This window comes from Erwinia papayae, from assembly GCF_058241465.1.
The window spans coordinates 120,110-138,899 of the sequence record NZ_JBZCHT010000002.1 but is presented as its reverse complement, the minus strand read 5'-3'; the positions used below and the strand labels follow the sequence as shown (position 1 = coordinate 138,899).

The following is an 18,790-nucleotide window of genomic DNA, read 5'->3' as shown; positions in this document are numbered from 1 at the left end:
TAACCCGATGTTTAAATTAAAGGTGGAAAGTAAATTTTTGTACCGGGCTTGATCTGTCGTGCACTGGCTAAATTATTTTTCCGGGCTACCTCAATATAGTAACTGCTGTCGTTATAGATCTTGTGACATAGCATTGGAAGCGTATCTCCTGCCCTGAATTCAATAATGTGAGTCAGGTCAGGAGAGGACTGCTTCTTTAAAGCGCTTTTTTCTTTTTGCGTTAAATATTTTGCAAAGCTCAGCGCTACCGTCGCTCGCAATGGATTACCGGAGGAGTCAAACAGAGAGTAATTGATACTGATAGAGGTCAGACGTCCCTGAAAGCTGACGGATGTCCCCCAGGATATCACCACCGCATAGGGTTCATGCTGCTCACCATTATAGGCGTAGGTCACTTTTTTTAGCGTGGCAAGCTGCTTCTGCACGGTGTTGGTGCTGGTATTGCCCGTTACCCCTGTCCCATCAATAAGCAGTTCGAAGTCCAGTTTTTCGCTGTCATAGCCTTTAAAGGTGGTGGTCGGTGAAATGTCCCCCTGCTGCTGTGGACCTCTGTTGGTATAGCTGATACCAAAATTATGCTTAATGCTGCCCGGATTCAACGTCGCCGAAAATGTTTGCGCAACACTTCCTTTAGAGGTGATTGATTTTATCGTTATTTTTTCCATGATGGACTCCCTTTATTCAAATCACTTATCTTTCTCTTACTGCATCAGTTGCTTTTATAAAGTGATAAGGGAGTGTTTTCTCCGGCTGGTTTTCTTCAGCATCATAACCTGGCCGTTCGGAGTCGAAAGACGCGTTTTTATTATCGTCATTTATTGTTTTTGACTTAATCACAAGCTGCTTTATTTCTATTGGCACGGTTATAAGTTCCTTTTCAAATGATTAAAACAAATTTCGATTTCTTCAATGGCGATATCATTTTGGGTCGAGTTAAAAGGGGCCATCTTCAGTTTCACCGGATAGGCATTTGAGGCAGTCCAGCTTCTGCACGTTGTCCCTTTCTCATTTAACAAATTTATCGACACACTTTTCGTCACAATCGGTTTGGACAGTTCATCATTCAAAATGCCAAGACACCAGCTCAGTAATTTGGATGTTTTATCCGTCACGGCTCTCTTTAGCGTTAAATTGCTGGTTTTTATATTTTTGAGCAGATGATAAACCAGGTTATTGCCCCCCTCGCGATACTCTTCAGTTTCTATCTGGAACTCCAGTCCGGAAACTTCCTGAAAGGCTGTGTCATCAGCACAGCCACTGACAGAAACGCTGAAGTAGAAAGCGGGAAGGGGCCAGTCGCCATCGCCCTGTACTGCACCCGTACCTTTTTGGCTTTCCATGGTGATTCTTTCTGTATTCAGGAAATAAGTTTTTGCTCAATGACAGAAATCAAACGGAGATTTCCAGACCTTCATGGGCAAGTTCAATGGTTTCAACCGCCACTTCATTACTGTCCGATTTTAAATCGGTACCGGTAACTTTGGTCGGCCAGGCATTTTTTAGCTTCCAGCTCATCACTGGCGCCCCGCTTTCATCTAACAGATTTATCGTGACGGCGGTTCGGGCGATGGTGTTCATCTTGATCTTCGAATACCACGTGTAGAACTTGTTATCACTTTTAAAAATACCCTTCTTAAGCGTGACGTTGCCGGTTTTAATCAATCCAGGCATTTTTATCGTGGAAAATACCGGGCTGTTTCCCGCGCGATATTCGATGGGTTGTGATTCTAAATCAAGGCCGGATACTTCCTGAAATGCAGAAACCATGCCAGCGCCAGCGCCACCATCCCATTTCACTTCGAAATGAAATTTCGGCATTGGCCATACTGTTTCGGATTGAGCTGAACCGTCATCTGCCATAGGTATCTCCTGAGAATAATTGGTTATATTCGATAATATTGAATGCTATTCACATGCCATGCAGAGGACCGAATCTACGATTCCTGCATCTTTTGCTGGAAGGTGATTTCGATGAATTCAGCCGGTCGTACCATCGCCACCAGCACGGTAATACGCAGAATTCCTTCGAGGATATCGTTACCGGTCATCGTTTTACCCAGACCGACGCTCACATTGTAAGCTTCACCCGGCGTTGAACCTGCTAATCCGCCTCGTTTCCAGATACCGTAGAGGAAGTTGCCCAGCATACTTTCCATCGAAACCCAGGTGTTGGCGACATTGGGCTCAAAGACATAGGCTTTGGAGGCCAGCTTAATTGACTCCTGTAGCATAATCATCGTGCGTCTGACGTTGATATATCGCCAGTCCAGGCTGTTGCCATCAAGCGTTCTTGCTCCCCAGACCAACGTACCTTCACCGATAAAAGGGCGTATAGCGTTAATCGATTTACCCTGAGTTGTTACGTTTAAATCTTCCTGCTCATCATCGCTGATATTAACGGTTGGAGAGACAACCGCGTTGACGCTGACGTTAGCGGGGGCTTTCCATACGCCGCGTGAGTTGTCGACCATGGTATAAATACCGGCCATCGCCGCAGAGGGTGGCAGGATATTTTGCTGGAATTTGATGTCCGCCATGATGGTTTGGTACAGCGCACTCATATTCGAAAGGATCTTATGCAGTAGCACCGCATCAGGTCTTGACAGCTCGCCGCTTAACTTAGCAATTTCATCAAGCATGGCCTGTTTGCGTGTTGCTCTCAGCTTATTACCGCCTGTGCTGAGTTCTTCTTCAGTGAGACCTTCTAAATCACTGAACACCGCAGCGACTTCGCTGTTCAGCAATTCTGCCAGCTTATCGATATTGCTGATGTTAAGGAAACTGACGTCGCTGTCCTGCACGATTGAGGTGTTCAGCCACGGGTAATAGGCAGATGAATAATCGAGATAATTAGTACCCAGTTTAGAACGGAAGTTTTCAATACAGTCACCATCAGGATGCTGACGATCTTTGTAACCATTCCAGATATCTAAAATCGCAATGCGGTTTTTCATCTTCCCACCGCAATGGCCAAGCATGGCCTGCTGAACATTAATACAATCATCTTCTGCCAGCTGTATTGCTTCTGGAATAAGCAGCATGGTGGGTTCAGCTTCTTTAATTAAAGGCATAATGCCTGCCTTTAATATCCCGGCATCGATATCGTCTGAGTAATTACCCACTGAAACGATATAACATGGGCCGCCGCCATTTTGAAAGAAAAATAGCATGCTGTAATAAAGATGATGGCGGGTATTTGATTGCGTAATCTGGTAAGTTTTTCCCGACTGCTTAAATGCTTCCCGGGTATTAGCATCCGCAGTTTTACCAATTTCGGCTATTTCAAATAAATGCTGGGGTTCTCCACCGAAGTATTGACGATATTCGGACATCGAAGTAATACGCCATCCCTGATTGCTCAGCGATTTACCGCCGTTATCCGCTTTTTCTGTATATCCGATAAATGCGGGAACCGCAGTGGCAACTTCAACAACAGAGTTCGGGAATGCATTTTGCTCAACTATATATACGCCAGGTGTTTTCATTACGCCCATAGTTTGGACCTTCATGTAATTGAATTGCAACCATGCCGACTGCCAGCACACAGAAAAAACGCTGTTAAGAAAGGCCTGAGATTAAGAACTATCTTATTAAGAACACTGATGTGTTTGTATAACTTTTTCTGAGTTTTCTGTCAACTATCAACTGAAGTTGTCGAAAAAGTCAGATCACATTTTTCATCATTACCCATGTGTTTACAGGGATGTGCAGGTGCTGTTTAGCCGGGAATTTATGAGATTATTTTTTTAATTCATTGAAATTTATGATGAAAATCATGAGCTGGTGTTAAAGGCTTTTATCATGTCATCAAAATGTCCACAGCAATGGAGGCAGTCGAAAAACAATCCATCTGGCTTATGCTGGTATTAATCGCGCAGTGTGCGTTTTCAGCCAGCCTGCCATTTTTTCACCGTAACGTTCAGACCGCATCACTTATGAAGGCTGTTAATCAGAGGAGTTGGTGCCACAGTATGATCAGTTGATGTAAATATGAGCGATGGATTTTTTTATTCCGTCAGAGATAAATGTTGAAATATTTTCCGGAGCAGGGAGGGGCAGGGATTTCATGATGATTTTTTTGTCATCTGATAATGAGAAATATTCTGTGTAAACTTCCCTTAGGGATATTGGATTGTCAGATAAAAAAACTCTTGCCGTTTTATTGGCGATTTTTTCATTCGGCTGCTCAGTAAATAAGTGAGAAATACCGAGGTTTTTTTTACCATCCGACGAAAATATATAGTATTTCCAGCTGGCCGAGATGGCATTAAATCTGACCGTAACAGATTTCTTCTCCAGAGTTAAGTGACGCTGCGGAAGAGTAATAGTGAGTATGCTGATTAAATTTTTATTAAAGACGGCAACATCATTGTTGGCGATGGTTGTATTCGACGGGTTTATATCAGCCCAGTTTTCTGCAGTAATATCCAGCGCTGGGCTATCGGTAAATTCTGCATTGATAGTTGAAATATTGAACATCCCGGGCATTTTTGTGATGCTTCTGATAGCAGGGGCCGTGCTTATAAGATGAAATTTCAGGGTGATTTTGTCAGTCAACTCCGCCAAATCCTCAAACCGTTCAGTTTCAGCAATCAGCTGCGTAAATCCCCGCGCTGATTTCAACAGAATGCCGAACTGACGGAGTAACACTGCTGTTTCCCGGTCTGGAATAATCTCAAAGGGCGCTAATCCATCGCTGTTTGCATTGTAATACTCATGCATAACGCTAATTAGTAAGATTGATTGATAGCCTGTCATTTAATTCTCTCTTTTTGCCATCGTGGTATTGGATAAATGAATGCTACCTACCTGAGACAGAACTGATTCACTGTCGGGGATCAGTGCTCTCACTCTGTAAATGCACGAAGGCAGATAGTGTGAGCCGAATATCCCCCACAAATGGTTTAATTGTTCACCCGGTATGGATGCCATCTCCATGTTAATTTGTTCAATATTTTCAGGGAGGTCAGGGGAGTTCTGACGGTTGAAGCTGTTATGACGATTGAAGAAAGCAAGAAAGTGGGATAGCACTTTTAATCCGTCAGAGTAATGGTTCGTACTAAAGTTAGCTGCGACGGTCACCGTCATGGTGATAAAAAGCGGCTGCGATGATACCGCTTTTCTGTTGTTTGTGTGGTTGAACTCAGGTCGGTAACTTTTTGAAAATTTGTCTTTTTCGATGTTGTTGATAAAAATGAGGATCTTATTTTGTCTTTCAGGTGACTTTGAGCCATCAAGGTCCGCTGGCGGAGAGACAATCACCAGGTCATCGGCTAAATCAAACACGCTTTTGACAGACTGATTCATCCTTTCTTTTAAGTAATCTAAGCACAAAGCCAGCATAAGATATTCCTGATCAATAATAGCAAATGACGTTCCTGAGTGGGATTTCATAGCTATAACGCATTTGCCGAATGTTTTACAACCTTAAACGGTTTTCGGTGGCGCTTCTCACCAGGCGATCACCATTCTGAACTCCGTCGAGGCGGTCAGGGAGGTCTGCCGATCTCACTCTGAGATGCCGCATGCGGAAGAATGCTATTGAAAAACACAGAACCAGCGATAAAACCTGAGCGTGTAAGCCATCCGAGCACCGGCTTTACGACAGGTGTCCGGAATGCTTACAGGACATATTTCTCGCAGGGTAATATGGACCTGAAATGTGGGCGGGGCAGGCGTTGAGTATACCGGAGTTACGTCGACAGATGGCAATACAGCTCAGGATAAAAACGGGTGTTCAAACGTGCAGAAAACAGAGCTACGGGGATTATAACCGCTATATAGCACTATTTCCGGGATATATCCGCTACAGCAAATGTGCCTGAAGGCGACACCAACAGGACGTTAATTTCGGCAAATTTTGACTGCCTTTTAAATTTTTTCTCTCCAGTGTAAAAAATTACCGATGCATTTATCAAAATATATTTCGCGATTTTTTCTTTGTTAATGGTTTTATTTCTGTGGCCATTAAAAAAAGCCCCGAAAGAAAACGAGGCGTAATAGCAATATCTGTATCAGTAAATTTCACTGATAAAAAATCATGCTGATGATTGTTTTTATTCCTGCATCTGCTGATATGCAAAATCAGCAAACTACAATGTTGTTCAAATCAGAAAGTCAGACCGGCACCAATAAATGGACCGTCAATCAACGTATGATTCTGGTGGCCACTTTTGCCATCCACGCTGGCGTGACGATATCCGGCTTTCACGGTCAATGGACCCAGCGGTGACCAGCTGATGCCGCCGTTGGCTTCAATATAGTTATTTACGCTGTTAGTCAGGCCGCGTGGAGCAGAATAGCCCTCACCATACAGGGCGAAATTAGCAGGTAAGGCGATTCTCACGCCTCCACCTACAGGAAACGCCACGCCGTTATCGCCCTTTTTGGGGCCGAGATAAGCCGCTTTTACTCCTGCTGTCAGCATAACCGGGCCAAGTTCCAGATTATAACCCGTACCCACTGAACCCACCTGAGTACCATCCTGGGTATTTTTCAACCAGTTGCTCTCCAGGAATATGCCGCCTGAGTCTTTACCGATTTCACCATTAAGATTGGTAAAGTTTTTACCTTGTTCCATACTGACACCCATTGCGATTGCGGATGTTGAGGTAATCAGTAATGATATCAGCGCTGTTAAAGTGAATTTTTTCATTTTAATGTCCAGATATAAATTAGTGCGGTTATTTTATTCGTTTTGCTTAAACCCTTTATCAACCAGTAGTAGAAAACGATCTGTTTTTTAATAACGCATCTGGCCTTTCAGATTTTTTTAATTGTCCTGACTTGCATCCAAAAAATTAATGCTAATTGCCCTTTTTTTTAAAATCCGTCAGGCTTCCGTAGCCCGGTATCTTTTGTTATCTGTCACGCGAAATATTGCAAACGTGTTGCGTATTTGTACTGTCGAAATATTGCGCCTCAACCTCGTCTGATTATCCACTACACTTCTGTACACAACCCTGCTGCCGTCGCGCACGGCTCAGGAAATTTATTTCGCTGCGCTACAGGCTTTCTGATCCCAGCGAATATTTACAGACAGGTGACAATGAATGATCATTTCTGCATCAACGGACTACCGTAAAGCGGCAAAACGCAGATTGCCTCCCTTCCTGTTTCATTATCTCGACGGCGGTGCCTACAGTGAACATACCCTTCGGCGTAATACCGCTGATTTAGCCAATATCGCGTTACGTCAGCGAGTCCTGAAAAATATGTCTCAACTGAGCCTCGAAACTACCCTGTTTGATGAACAACTGGCGATGCCGTTGATACTGGCTCCGGTTGGACTGACCGGGATGTATGCCCGCCGTGGCGAAGTACAGGCTGCCCGTGCTGCTGCGGCAAAGGGTATTCCTTTCACACTCTCCACCGTGTCGGTTTGCCCTCTGGAAGAGGTGGCTCCGGCGATTGCTCGCCCGATATGGTTCCAGCTGTATGTGCTTAAAGATCGTGGTTTTATGCGAAATGTGCTGGAACGTGCGCAGGCAGCAGGCGTGAAAACACTTGTGTTTACCGTCGATATGCCAGTTCCCGGCGCACGCTATCGGGATGCGCATTCGGGGATGAGTGGCCCTTATGCCACACAGCGACGGATTTTGCAGTCGGTTCTGCATCCACAGTGGGCATGGGATGTTGGCGTAAAGGGTAAACCGCATGACCTGGGGAATGTCTCGGCTTATCGTGGGCAGCCAACCACGCTGGAGGATTACATTGGCTGGCTGGGGGCAAACTTTGATCCCTCAATATCATGGCAGGATCTGGAGTGGATCCGCGACTTCTGGCAGGGGCGTATGATCATTAAAGGTATTCTTGACCCGCAGGATGCCAGGGATGCGATCGGTTTTGGGGCGGATGGTATTGTGGTTTCCAATCATGGGGGACGTCAGTTGGATGGCGTATTGTCCACAGCCAGAGCGCTTCCGGCAATTGCCGATGCGGTGAAAGGTGAGATAGCTGTTCTGGCGGATTCCGGTATCCGCACCGGGCTTGATGTGGTAAGGATGATTGCGCTTGGCGCTGACGGCGTATTGCTGGGGAGAGCATTTGTCTACGCGCTGGCAACAGGCGGTGAAGCGGGGGTGATAAATCTGCTGTCGCTGATGGAAAAAGAGATGCGGGTGGCAATGACCCTGACCGGGGCGAAAACTATTGCGGAGATTGGCCGCGATTCACTGGTTTCGTGGTGAACAAACGCTGCTGTAAGCAGGAGCAGCGGGCGGCGAGGCCCGCTGTGGGTTTTTATCCGGCATTCATTCCCTGATGACTGCGCCAGTAATCAAAATAAATATGATCGGCCTGAAAATCGGCGGTTTCGGTGTCGCCGGTTAAACGCCACGCCAGCTGAAAGGCAAACTCAAAACTTTTACCCAGCCCTTTGCCACTGATCAGATTACCGTCTTCCACGACATTATCCGGGCTCCAGACGCCATCGGTCACCGCTTTGTACAGATCACCAGAACAGGTGTAGCGTCGTCCTTTCAGCAAATGATTGCCGCCCAGCACCCGAGCGGCGGCAGAGCAGATCGGCGCTATCCATTTTCCGGCCTCGTCATGGCGACTGATAAAGGCTTTTACCAATGGATTAGCCGCCAGATTTACCGTGCCTTCTGGTCCGCCTGGGATCACCACTGCATCAAATTCCTCATGCTGGATGTCGCTCAGCAGTACATCAGCCACAACCGGGACAGTATGATAACTGGCCACCTCACGTCCGGTATGGCAGGCAACGGTAGTCACTTTTACCCTCAGCCGGTTCAAAATATCAATAATGATAAAAGCTTCCGCCTCTTCAAAGCCCGGCGCTAACAGTATTGCCGCCTGTTTAGTCATCATTCCTCCTGAATAATAAAATGGCTAAAAAATATTATTGAAATAACGTTTTATTTTTATATTGTCAATGCCGGTGCTGATAAGATGCGCACCGTGGCCGCAGAGCATTAACAACACTGGCCGTGCAATGCCTTTACACAACATATGCTTTTCATCGGCTCAGAGCATGCTTTAACATGATGGCTACTTCTATCGCGCTATGGATATGCAATGCGTTATTTGCTCACACTCCTTTTTCCACTGGCCCTGCTTTCAGCCTGTAGCAGCAGTAAGCCACTTCCGCAGCCTGAGCCACACGGTAATCCTTTTAAAGGTGACAACGGTTTTCTGCTTGAACCTTCGCATAATGTCGCGCCCCTGGACGGCGATTTCGCTGATAACCCGGCTACTGCGGCATTTATCGAGAAAATGGTGCGGAAGCACAATTTTGATCGTCAGCAACTGCATGATGTGCTGGCACAGGCGAAACGTCTGGACTGGGTGCTGCGTTTGATGGACCGTCAGGCACCGGCTTACCAGCCCCCTTCAGGTCCAAACGGCGCATGGGTCCGTTATCGCAACAAATTTATCGTGCCGGATAACGTGCAAAACGGCGTGCAGTTCTGGAACCAGTATCAGGATGCTCTGAATCGTGCCTCGCAGCAGTATGGTGTGCCGCCTGAAATCATCGTTGGCATTATCGGTGTGGAGACCCGCTGGGGCAGGGTGATGGGCAAAACCCGAATCATTGACGCGCTGGCAACGCTCTCCTTTGCCTATCCGCGCCGGGCTGAATATTTCAGCGGCGAACTGGAAACCTTTCTGTTGATGGCAAGAGAAGAGAAAGATGATCCGCTCGATTTGCGCGGTTCATTCGCCGGTGCGATGGGGTACGGTCAGTTTATGCCTTCTTCCTTTAAACAGTACGCAGTGGATTTTAACAACGACGGGCACATTAACCTTTGGGACCCGGTTGATGCTATCGGCAGCGTCGCGCATTATTTCAGCGCTCACGGCTGGCAGAGAGGGGGCACCATTGCGGTTCCGGCCAGCGGGCAGGCGCCACTGCTGGAAAACGGTTTCAAAACCCGCTATACCCCGGCGCAGCTTGCGGCTGCCGGACTGTCACCTCAGGTACCGCTCAATGGTCATCAGCAGGTCAGCCTGTTACGTTTCGATATGGGGCAGTATTACCAGTACTGGTATGGTCTGCCAAACTTCTACGTTATTACTCGTTATAACAACAGCAACCACTATGCGATGGCGGTGTGGCAACTGGGTGAAGCCGTGCGCGATGCGGGGCGGTTCTGAGGCGCATTCCGTGAATGACGGATGGCCTTTAGCGATTTCCCTGTCCTGAACGACTTGTTGCAATATTGTTCTTTCTGCGTGGCTGGCCGGCTTCTACAGTGAATGATGTTGTTAATAAATATCGTGAGGCACAGATGAAAGACTGGAATCCCGATCTCTATCGTCAGTTTGAGGCTGAACGTACGCGCCCTGCCAAAGAGTTACTGGATCGCGTTCTTCTCAAAACGGTGCATTCTGCCGTTGATCTCGGTTGTGGTCCGGGCAACAGTACTGCTTTGTTGCGTGAAGCCTGGCCGGATGCGCTGATCACCGGAGTGGACAGCTCACAGGCTATGCTCGAACAGGCTTTAAAACGCCTGCCTGATTGTCAGTTCAGGCAGGTTGATATACGCCGCTGGCATGCTGATAAGCCCCAGGATCTGATTTACGCCAATGCTTCGCTTCAGTGGTTGCCCGATCACGCTCAGTTACTGCCGCATCTGGTTACACAGCTCTCGCCGCGCGGTGTGCTGGCAATACAGATGCCGGATAATCTGGACCAGCCCTGTCACAGTCTGATGCGCAAGGTCAGTGAAATGCCCGCCTGGCAAAGCAAAATTGGTGCGGAAGCGGCTGAGCGTAAGCGGTTACTTAGCGCTGAAAATTATTATGATTTGCTCAGTTCAGCCGGTTGTTCAGTGGACATCTGGCGCACAACTTACTATCACGTTATGCCTTCGCATCAGGCGCTGGTGGACTGGTTACGGGCAACAGGTCTGCGGCCTTTTCTGGCCCCGCTGCCAGAACATGATCAACAGTCTTTCATCGCCAGCTACCTGCATGAGTTGCAGCAGGCTTATCGCATTCATCACGATGGCCGCATACTGATGCCTTTTCCCCGCCTGTTTATGGTGGCACAAAGGGGTTAACGCAGGCTGGCGCAGAAGTTGGACTGAGACTGGAAAGCGTGCCGCAAAGTAGCCAGTGTCTTCTTTTCCCCAAACGAAAAAGTGCTAATCTTGCTGTTTCTTTTATTAGGGGATTGAGCGCTGATGACGGACGCTGAGTTAATGAAATTGAGTGCGGAAATTGGCCGACAGTTGCAACGCCTGCAGGCCACCCTGACTACCGCCGAGTCCTGTACCGGTGGCTGGATTGCCAAGGTACTTACCGATGTTGCCGGCAGTTCATGCTGGTTTGAACGTGGATTTGTCACCTACAGTAATCAGGCTAAACAGCAGATGATTGGTGTTACTGCGGATTCGCTGGCGCGCCACGGTGCTGTTAGTGAGCAGGTCGTGCGCGAAATGGCTGAAGGTGCGCGAGTGGAGGCGGATGCCGACTTTGCGATTTCAGTCAGTGGTATCGCCGGACCTGATGGGGGTTCTGATGACAAACCTGTGGGCACCGTCTGCTTTGGTTTTGCGGCGCGTAACCGCGAAACAAAGGTACAACGTCAGATCTTTTCCGGAGACAGAGAAGCGGTGCGCCGTCAGGCGACGGCCTGGGGGTTACAGACGTTGTACGCGCATTTTCTCAAAAATTAAACTTGATACTGTATGACCATACAGTATAATCATCGTCATCTTGAATGTGATACAAAGCCGCGTATGTGTGCTTTACCCCGCGTGATTAGGAGTTGAAATGGCTATTGACGAAAACAAGCAAAAAGCACTGGCAGCCGCACTCGGCCAGATTGAAAAGCAATTTGGTAAAGGTTCTATCATGCGCCTGGGTGAAGACCGCACTATGGATGTGGAAACCATCTCTACCGGTTCTCTGTCGCTGGATATTGCGCTGGGCGCGGGTGGCCTGCCAATGGGCCGTATCGTCGAGATCTATGGACCGGAATCTTCTGGTAAAACCACGCTGACTCTACAGGTCATCGCGGCTGCTCAGCGCAAAGGTAAAACCTGTGCGTTTATCGATGCGGAGCACGCGCTGGATCCGGTTTACGCTAAAAAGCTTGGCGTGGATATTGATAACCTGCTGTGTTCGCAGCCGGACACCGGTGAGCAGGCGCTGGAAATCTGTGATGCGTTGGCCCGCTCCGGCGCGGTGGACGTGATTATCGTCGACTCCGTGGCTGCTCTGACGCCAAAAGCGGAAATCGAAGGGGAGATCGGTGACTCTCACATGGGCCTTGCGGCACGTATGATGAGCCAGGCAATGCGTAAGCTGGCAGGTAACCTGAAGCAGTCGAATACCCTGCTGATCTTTATTAACCAGATCCGTATGAAAATCGGTGTGATGTTCGGTAATCCGGAAACCACTACCGGTGGTAACGCTCTGAAGTTTTACGCTTCTGTCCGCCTGGATATCCGTCGTATTGGCGCGATAAAAGAAGGTGATGAAGTCGTCGGTAGCGAAACGCGGGTTAAAGTGGTCAAAAATAAAGTCGCCGCGCCATTCAAACAGGCTGAATTCCAGATTATGTACGGTGAAGGTATCAACGTACTGGGCGAGCTGGTGGATCTGGGTGTCAAACACAAGCTGATTGAAAAAGCCGGTGCCTGGTACAGCTATAACGGTGACAAGATTGGTCAGGGTAAAGCTAATGCGGGCAACTTCCTGAAGGAAAATCCGGCGGTGGCCAGTGAAATCGAAACCAAACTGCGCACCATGCTGTTGAACAATCCGGACAGTAAACCTGATTTTGCCGCTGATGAGAGCGAGATGGGTGAAATCAGCGAAGCAAATGAAAATTTTTGATGTAGCCTGATGGGCAGTTCTTCCCGCCCTGTCTGACGAAAAGGAACGGTTCGCCCGTTCCTTTTTTTGTTTCTTCCGTTGTTCCTCGTTAATCTTACCCTTCGCCATTTCATTAAGCTGAAAGTTTTGGAGCAAGATGCCTGAAACAAAAGATCGTAGCTCGTTTCCCCGTTTGCTTGAGCGCGCCATGCGTATCCTTGCCATGCGTGATCACAGCGAAGCCGAATTACGCCGCAAGCTGTCATTGTCAGCAGAGCGCGCTGCTCTCTCTGTCAGCAATGATCATCCATCAGAAAGCCTTTCACCAGAACAAATCGATCAGGTGGTGGCGTGGTGTTACGAAAACCGGTATCTCGATGACAGCCACTTTGCACAGCGCTATATTGCCGGTCGAAGCCGTAAAGGCTACGGCCCGCAGCGTATTCGCATGGAACTGAACCAGAAGGGCGTGGATCAGGCTGTAACAACTGCCGCGTTGTCCAACGCAGAAATAGACTGGCGCAGCAAAACCTGTGAAGCGGCAGAACGAAAGTTTGGCCTGCCACTGCCATCAGACTGGAAGGAAAAAGCAAAAGTACAGCGCTGGCTGATGACAAAGGGTTTTCTTGCCGAAGACATCCGTAGCATTTTTTCAAATTTTGATGATTGAGTAACGATGGGATTTTACTTCCCATCGAAGAAAATTTATCTTATTCACCACTTTTTGTTCGTGCGTTACCGGTAAAAGATCAATCCTGCCGGTATGTCAGCCCCACGAAACGTTCGTTAGCGTGATTCCAGGATATTTATGAGCAAGAGCACTGCGGAGATTCGCCAGGCGTTTCTCGACTTTTTTCACAGCAAGGGACATCAGGTTGTAGCCAGTAGCTCCCTCGTACCAACGAATGACCCGACCTTACTGTTCACCAACGCCGGTATGAACCAGTTCAAGGATGTTTTCCTTGGCCAGGACAAACGTAATTACTCCCGGGCCACCACGTCACAGCGCTGTGTGCGTGCCGGGGGCAAGCATAACGATTTGGAAAACGTTGGCTATACCGCTCGTCACCATACTTTCTTTGAAATGCTGGGCAATTTCAGCTTCGGTGATTACTTCAAGCGTGAAGCGATTGAATATGCCTGGGAGCTACTGACCAGTGCGCAATGGTTCAGTCTGCCGAAAGAGAGGTTGTGGGTCACCGTATACGAAACTGATGATGAGGCTTATGACATCTGGGCCGACCATATTGGTGTACCCCGTGAGCGCATCATCCGCATCGGTGATAATAAGGGCGGTGCCTTTGCATCTGATAATTTCTGGCAGATGGGCGATACCGGTCCGTGTGGCCCCTGTACCGAAATATTTTTCGATCACGGCGATCATATCTGGGGTGGACCTCCGGGCAGCCCGGAAGAGGATGGGGATCGCTATATTGAGATCTGGAACCTGGTCTTCATGCAGTTTAACCGCCAGTCTGACGGCACAATGCTGCCGCTACCAAAGCCTTCGGTTGATACCGGCATGGGACTGGAGCGTATTTCGGCGGTGTTGCAGCACGTAAATTCTAACTACGAAATCGATTTGTTTCAGAAATTGATTAAATCCGTAGCCGCGGTAACCGCTGCCCAGGACCTGAACAGCAAATCACTGCGCGTGATTGCTGATCATATCCGTTCCTGTGCATTCCTGATTGCCGATGGGGTGATCCCTTCAAATGAAAACCGGGGTTACGTACTGCGTCGTATCATTCGACGTGCCATTCGTCATGGCAACATGCTGGGCGCACAAGGCACCTTCTTCTGGAAGCTGGTCGGCCCGTTGATTGAGGTCATGGGCGCGGCCGGTGACGATTTAAAAAATCAGCAGTCTCAGGTCGAGCAGGTGTTAAAGACCGAGGAAGAGCAGTTTGCCAAAACGCTGGAGCGTGGTCTGGCGCTGCTGGATGAGGAACTGGCGAAATTACAGGGCGATACCCTGGATGGGGAAACCGTGTTCCGCCTGTATGATACCTTCGGCTTTCCGGTAGACCTGACGGCAGATGTGTGTCGTGAGCGTAACCTGAAAATAGATGAACCCGGTTTTGAGCGGGCGATGGAACAGCAGCGTCAGCGCGCTCGCGATGCCAGCGGCTTTGGTACTGATTACAACAATACTATTCGTGTTGATGCGGCTTCAACGTTCAAAGGCTATGAGCAACTCGAACTGACGGCATCAGTAACCGCTATCTTTGTTGACGGCCAACCCGCTGAACAAATCACCGCAGGTCAGGAGGGCGTCATTGTCCTCGATGAAACGCCATTCTATGGTGAGTCGGGCGGTCAGGTGGGTGATACCGGCGAACTGAAAAACAGTCATGCCGTGTTTACCGTTACTGACACACAAAAATATGGTCAGGCGATTGGTCATAACGGCAAACTGGCATCGGGTCATCTGCGGGTTGGGGAACACCTGGCGGCACAGGTTGATGAATTACGCCGTGGCCGCATCCGCCTGAACCACTCTGCGACACATTTACTGCATGCCGCATTACGTCAGGTGTTAGGTCACCATGTGGCGCAGAAAGGATCGCTGGTTAACGATCGATACCTGCGATTTGACTTCTCCCATTTCGAAGCGATGAAGCCGCAGGAAATTCGCCAGGTAGAGGATATTGTTAACGCACAAATCCGCCGGAATCTTGCCGTTGACACCCAAATTATGGAGCTCGATGCAGCAAAAGCGCTGGGGGCGATGGCGCTGTTCGGCGAAAAATACGATGATCATGTGCGCGTGCTGACAATGGGCGATTTCTCTACCGAGCTTTGTGGTGGAACCCATGCAGAGCGCACCGGTGATATTGGTTTGTTCCGGATTATTTCTGAGTCAGGAACTGCGGCAGGCGTGCGTCGTATCGAAGCTTTGACAGGTGAAGGCGCTCTGAAGCAGGTGCATGTACAGAGCGAACAGTTGCAGGACATCGCCCAGTTGCTTAAAGCTAACCATGGCAACCTTCATGAGAAAGTGAGGGCAATGCTGGAAAGCGTTCGTGGGCTGGAAAAAGAGTTACAGCAGCTGAAAGATCAGCAGGCGGCGCAGGAAAGTGCTTCACTGAGCAGTCAGGCGCTTGATATTAAGGGTGTGAAGCTTCTGGTGAGTGAGCTCACTAACGTTGAGCCGAAAATGCTGCGCACCATGGTCGACGACCTGAAAAATCAACTGAAGTCCGCAATTATCGTGCTGGCGACGGTGGAGGAAGGCAAGATATCGCTGATTGCTGGTGTCACTAAAGATGTGACCGATCGCGTGAAAGCTGGAGAGCTGGTGGGGCAGTTGGCCCAGCAGATTGGTGGTAAGGGTGGGGGACGCCCGGATATGGCTCAGGCTGGAGGCAGCGATGTTCAGGCATTGCCTGTGGCACTGGCTGGCGTCGAAGCCTGGGTTGTTGCAAAACTGTAACATTTAAGATAAGCATCTCAGAGGGCGCTGTGGAAGGGTTCCACGGCGTTTCCCGGCCAGGTGTAATCCCAATAAAACATAAAGTCAGGTTGCTGGTGTGTATTTCGGCTAAACTAAGTATCAGCAGAATGTATTGGTATGAGGATGCACTTGTAGTGTATTTGTCATAGTCTACATTTAGCGTTGTATGATGGATAATGCCGGGAGATACAGTTAACCCGACTCTTTTAATCTTTCAAGGAGCAAAGAATGCTTATTCTAACTCGTCGAGTTGGTGAAACCCTCATGATCGGTGATGAGGTGACTGTAACGGTGCTGGGAGTAAAAGGGAACCAGGTTCGCATCGGTGTGAACGCTCCAAAAGAAGTTTCGGTTCATCGCGAAGAGATCTATCAGCGCATTCAGGCCGAAAAAACTCAGCAAACGAGTTACTAACGGATCAGGTGCCTCGCTAATCTGGCGAGGCACCACCGGCTTTCACCTTTCCCTTTCTGTTCTGACCTTCTGATTTCCTCACTTTCCATTCGATGCTACAGGTATAACTGCTTATCACTTGCTGCTTCTGGCTGTGCCAGTATCTGTTGATAATTCACTCTTTTTGCCGCCAAAATATCCGTATTGAGTGTGAAGTGTGCAAACAGCTGCGTAGTGGGAAAAATTGTTTGACTTATAAGTCCGGGAAAGTAATATGTGCGCCACGCAGTGCCGATGAGCAGAAACAAAGTTCAGCAGCACAACTCGTCAGAGTGCGTATGGTGAGGTGGCCGAGAGGCTGAAGGCGCTCCCCTGCTAAGGGAGTATGCGGTCAAAAGCTGCATCCGGGGTTCGAATCCCCGCCTCACCGCCATTTGCATCCGTAGCTCAGCTGGATAGAGTACTCGGCTACGAACCGAGCGGTCGGAGGTTCGAATCCTCCCGGATGCACCATATTTTGTCAGGCTGGTTGCAGCTTGTTAGCTGGCGCAGGTTAAGAGTTTCAGTGATCATCACGATGACTGATTAGGCCAGGTGAACGTAGTTAGCGAATTTGTCTGATGCAGAGTGTAAGTAGTCAGCACGTAAGATATGCATATCAACACGGTGCTAACGACTTGCGTCAGGGGATGTCTCTCACATCCACGTTGTAAAAAAGCTTTGTCATGCATCCGTAGCTCAGCTGGATAGAGTACTCGGCTACGAACCGAGCGGTCGGAGGTTCGAATCCTCCCGGATGCACCATATCTCTCCTTCCTGATTAGCTTTGCTCTTACGCAATACAATGAACATATCTGCCTGGTAACCTGTTTCAGCCCGCTTCAGGTTCTGTTTTATTATCCCTGCTTCATTCTGTAATTTTGAAAGTAAAGCTGGCTTGCAAACAGCGAATTATCTGTTGCTGAGCCCAAAATTTTCTACTCCTGCCAAATTCTGATAATCAAAAAACTCTGTCAATTCAAAGGATTTTTGCGCCTGTATCAACAGCGACAAAAAGTGTGCTTTGCGCTACAGTATTTGTTCACTGCTGCAAGGATGGAAAAAACTATGTACGACGGCTATGACGGTCTGATATTCGATATGGATGGTACTATCCTCGACACTGAGCCGACACATCGCAAAGCCTGGCGTACCGTGCTGGCCCGTTATGATATTAATTTTGATCCACAGCTGGTCATTGGGCTGAATGGTTCGCCTACGTGGCATATTGCACAAATCATTATTAATGCCAGCCACTGTAACCTGGATCCCCATGCCCTGGCGGCGGAGAAAACAGCTCTTCTGAAAGAGATACTGTTTGATACGGTAAAGCCGCTGCCATTAGTGGCGGTCGTAAAAGCATACGCAGGTCGTCGTCCAATGGCGGTGGGGACCGGTAGTGAACACGCAATGGCAGAGGCGCTGTTACGGCATGTTGGAATACTGGACTGTTTTGACGCCATTGTTGGTGCTGATGACGTTATGCGCCATAAACCTGAACCGGATACTTTTCTGCGTTGCGCTGAACTGATGAACGTTGCACCTGCGCGTTGCGTGGTGTTTGAAGATGCTGATTTTGGCATCCGTGCTGCGCAGGCCGCAGGTATGGATGTTGTTGATGTTCGCCAGCTGTGAGTGGATGGCCTGAATATGGCGCAATGTTTGTCAGCAGCTTTCTCAGCGCCACGCTGTTGCCGGGTAGTTCGGAACTTTTGCTGGTTGGCCTGCTGGTAGCCGATAAAGTTTCTGTGCCTGGCATTGTTTTCACCGCCGCACTTGCGAACACGCTGGGCGGCCTGACAAATATTATCATTGGTCGCTGTCTGCCCCTCAGGAAGCAGGGACGGTGGCACAACACAGCCCGTGCGTGGCTGCACCGCTGGGGACCCGCTGCGCTGCTGCTCAGCTGGTTACCGCTCATCGGCGATCTGCTTTGTGTTGTGGCTGGCTGGCTGCGTTTTCCCTGGTTTCCGGTGGTGTCCTTTCTCGCCGCCGGTAAGACGCTTCGCTATGTTGTGCTGGCTTTTGTAACATTACAGGGCATGGAGTGGTGGCACTGATTCGCGAATAATCGGTGCTGCGATTAACATTATGCCGAACAATAATAAA

General features: G+C 48.8%; 19 protein-coding genes and 3 tRNA genes. 13 read left to right on the top strand and 9 right to left on the bottom strand.

Going from position 1 to position 18,790, the window contains the following annotated elements; all coding sequences use genetic code 11:
- Nucleotides 1-11: 11 nt before the first annotated feature.
- From AC3RPL_RS00715 to AC3RPL_RS00680, 8 genes are all read right to left on the bottom strand, one after another.
- Complete coding sequence (locus tag AC3RPL_RS00715; RefSeq protein WP_034938461.1) at nucleotides 12-665, bottom strand: CIS tube protein; 654 nt, start codon at nucleotides 663-665, stop codon at nucleotides 12-14.
- A 25-nt stretch (nucleotides 666-690) separates the two neighbouring features.
- Entirely contained in the window at nucleotides 691-861 is a 171-nt protein-coding gene (locus AC3RPL_RS00710) for a hypothetical protein (RefSeq protein WP_490738606.1), read from the bottom strand.
- A 2-nt stretch (nucleotides 862-863) separates the two neighbouring features.
- Nucleotides 864-1,340: a phage tail protein gene (locus tag AC3RPL_RS00705; RefSeq protein WP_490738605.1), complete on the bottom strand. Its 477-nt coding sequence runs from the start codon at nucleotides 1,338-1,340 to the stop codon at nucleotides 864-866.
- A gap of 49 nt (nucleotides 1,341-1,389) precedes the next feature.
- Entirely contained in the window at nucleotides 1,390-1,860 is a 471-nt protein-coding gene (locus AC3RPL_RS00700; protein ID WP_034938458.1) for a phage tail protein, read from the bottom strand.
- 74 nt (nucleotides 1,861-1,934) lie between these two features.
- The gene (locus tag AC3RPL_RS00695; RefSeq protein ID WP_261639913.1) at nucleotides 1,935-3,494 is read right to left on the bottom strand and encodes a phage tail sheath family protein; all 1,560 of its coding nucleotides are present in this window, start codon (nucleotides 3,492-3,494) and stop codon (nucleotides 1,935-1,937) included.
- A 481-nt stretch (nucleotides 3,495-3,975) separates the two neighbouring features.
- The gene (locus AC3RPL_RS00690; RefSeq protein ID WP_490738604.1) at nucleotides 3,976-4,758 is read right to left on the bottom strand and encodes a hypothetical protein; all 783 of its coding nucleotides are present in this window, start codon (nucleotides 4,756-4,758) and stop codon (nucleotides 3,976-3,978) included.
- Entirely contained in the window at nucleotides 4,759-5,343 is a 585-nt protein-coding gene (locus AC3RPL_RS00685; RefSeq protein WP_490738603.1) for a Pvc16 family protein, read from the bottom strand. It abuts the gene before it with no gap.
- A gap of 766 nt (nucleotides 5,344-6,109) precedes the next feature.
- Nucleotides 6,110-6,655, bottom strand: coding sequence for a YfaZ family outer membrane protein (locus AC3RPL_RS00680; protein ID WP_490738602.1), 546 nt, complete (start codon nucleotides 6,653-6,655; stop codon nucleotides 6,110-6,112).
- A 397-nt stretch (nucleotides 6,656-7,052) separates the two neighbouring features.
- Between AC3RPL_RS00680 and lldD the strand changes: the two genes are divergently transcribed.
- Nucleotides 7,053-8,189, top strand: a complete 1,137-nt coding sequence (gene lldD / locus AC3RPL_RS00675; RefSeq protein WP_490738601.1) for an FMN-dependent L-lactate dehydrogenase LldD — start codon at nucleotides 7,053-7,055, stop codon at nucleotides 8,187-8,189.
- A gap of 52 nt (nucleotides 8,190-8,241) precedes the next feature.
- Here lldD and AC3RPL_RS00670 read toward each other — a convergent pair whose 3' ends face one another.
- Entirely contained in the window at nucleotides 8,242-8,832 is a 591-nt protein-coding gene (locus AC3RPL_RS00670; protein ID WP_490738600.1) for a DJ-1 family glyoxalase III, read from the bottom strand.
- Between the two features lie 210 nt (nucleotides 8,833-9,042).
- Here AC3RPL_RS00670 and mltB point away from each other — a divergent pair, with 210 nt between their 5' ends.
- The 12 genes from mltB to AC3RPL_RS00610 all read left to right on the top strand — a co-directional run bounded on the left by mltB (nucleotide 9,043) and on the right by AC3RPL_RS00610 (nucleotide 18,741).
- A complete protein-coding gene (gene mltB, locus AC3RPL_RS00665) occupies nucleotides 9,043-10,122 on the top strand; it encodes a lytic murein transglycosylase B (protein WP_490738599.1) in 1,080 nt (359 codons plus the stop codon).
- A 134-nt stretch (nucleotides 10,123-10,256) separates the two neighbouring features.
- Nucleotides 10,257-11,030 carry a trans-aconitate 2-methyltransferase gene (tam, locus tag AC3RPL_RS00660; RefSeq protein ID WP_490738822.1) on the top strand — a complete coding sequence of 258 codons (774 nt, stop codon included), beginning with the start codon at nucleotides 10,257-10,259 and terminating at the stop codon, nucleotides 11,028-11,030.
- Nucleotides 11,031-11,153: 123 nt separating this feature from the next.
- Nucleotides 11,154-11,648: a nicotinamide-nucleotide amidase gene (pncC, locus tag AC3RPL_RS00655; protein ID WP_490738598.1), complete on the top strand. Its 495-nt coding sequence runs from the start codon at nucleotides 11,154-11,156 to the stop codon at nucleotides 11,646-11,648.
- Nucleotides 11,649-11,745: 97 nt separating this feature from the next.
- Entirely contained in the window at nucleotides 11,746-12,813 is a 1,068-nt protein-coding gene (gene recA, locus AC3RPL_RS00650; RefSeq protein WP_379890615.1) for a recombinase RecA, read from the top strand.
- 136 nt (nucleotides 12,814-12,949) lie between these two features.
- Complete coding sequence (locus AC3RPL_RS00645) at nucleotides 12,950-13,462, top strand: regulatory protein RecX (protein WP_490738597.1); 513 nt, start codon at nucleotides 12,950-12,952, stop codon at nucleotides 13,460-13,462.
- A gap of 138 nt (nucleotides 13,463-13,600) precedes the next feature.
- Nucleotides 13,601-16,228, top strand: a complete 2,628-nt coding sequence (gene alaS / locus AC3RPL_RS00640; RefSeq protein WP_490738596.1) for an alanine--tRNA ligase — start codon at nucleotides 13,601-13,603, stop codon at nucleotides 16,226-16,228.
- A gap of 249 nt (nucleotides 16,229-16,477) precedes the next feature.
- Complete coding sequence (gene csrA / locus AC3RPL_RS00635; protein WP_004155916.1) at nucleotides 16,478-16,663, top strand: carbon storage regulator CsrA; 186 nt, start codon at nucleotides 16,478-16,480, stop codon at nucleotides 16,661-16,663.
- A gap of 319 nt (nucleotides 16,664-16,982) precedes the next feature.
- Nucleotides 16,983-17,075: transfer RNA gene (locus AC3RPL_RS00630), tRNA-Ser, on the top strand.
- A 3-nt stretch (nucleotides 17,076-17,078) separates the two neighbouring features.
- Nucleotides 17,079-17,155 (top strand) — tRNA-Arg (locus tag AC3RPL_RS00625).
- Between the two features lie 214 nt (nucleotides 17,156-17,369).
- Nucleotides 17,370-17,446: transfer RNA gene (locus AC3RPL_RS00620), tRNA-Arg, on the top strand.
- Nucleotides 17,447-17,749: 303 nt separating this feature from the next.
- Complete coding sequence (gene yqaB / locus AC3RPL_RS00615; protein ID WP_490738595.1) at nucleotides 17,750-18,316, top strand: fructose-1-phosphate/6-phosphogluconate phosphatase; 567 nt, start codon at nucleotides 17,750-17,752, stop codon at nucleotides 18,314-18,316.
- Between the two features lie 23 nt (nucleotides 18,317-18,339).
- Entirely contained in the window at nucleotides 18,340-18,741 is a 402-nt protein-coding gene (locus AC3RPL_RS00610; RefSeq protein WP_490738821.1) for a YqaA family protein, read from the top strand.
- Nucleotides 18,742-18,790: the final 49 nt, after the last annotated feature.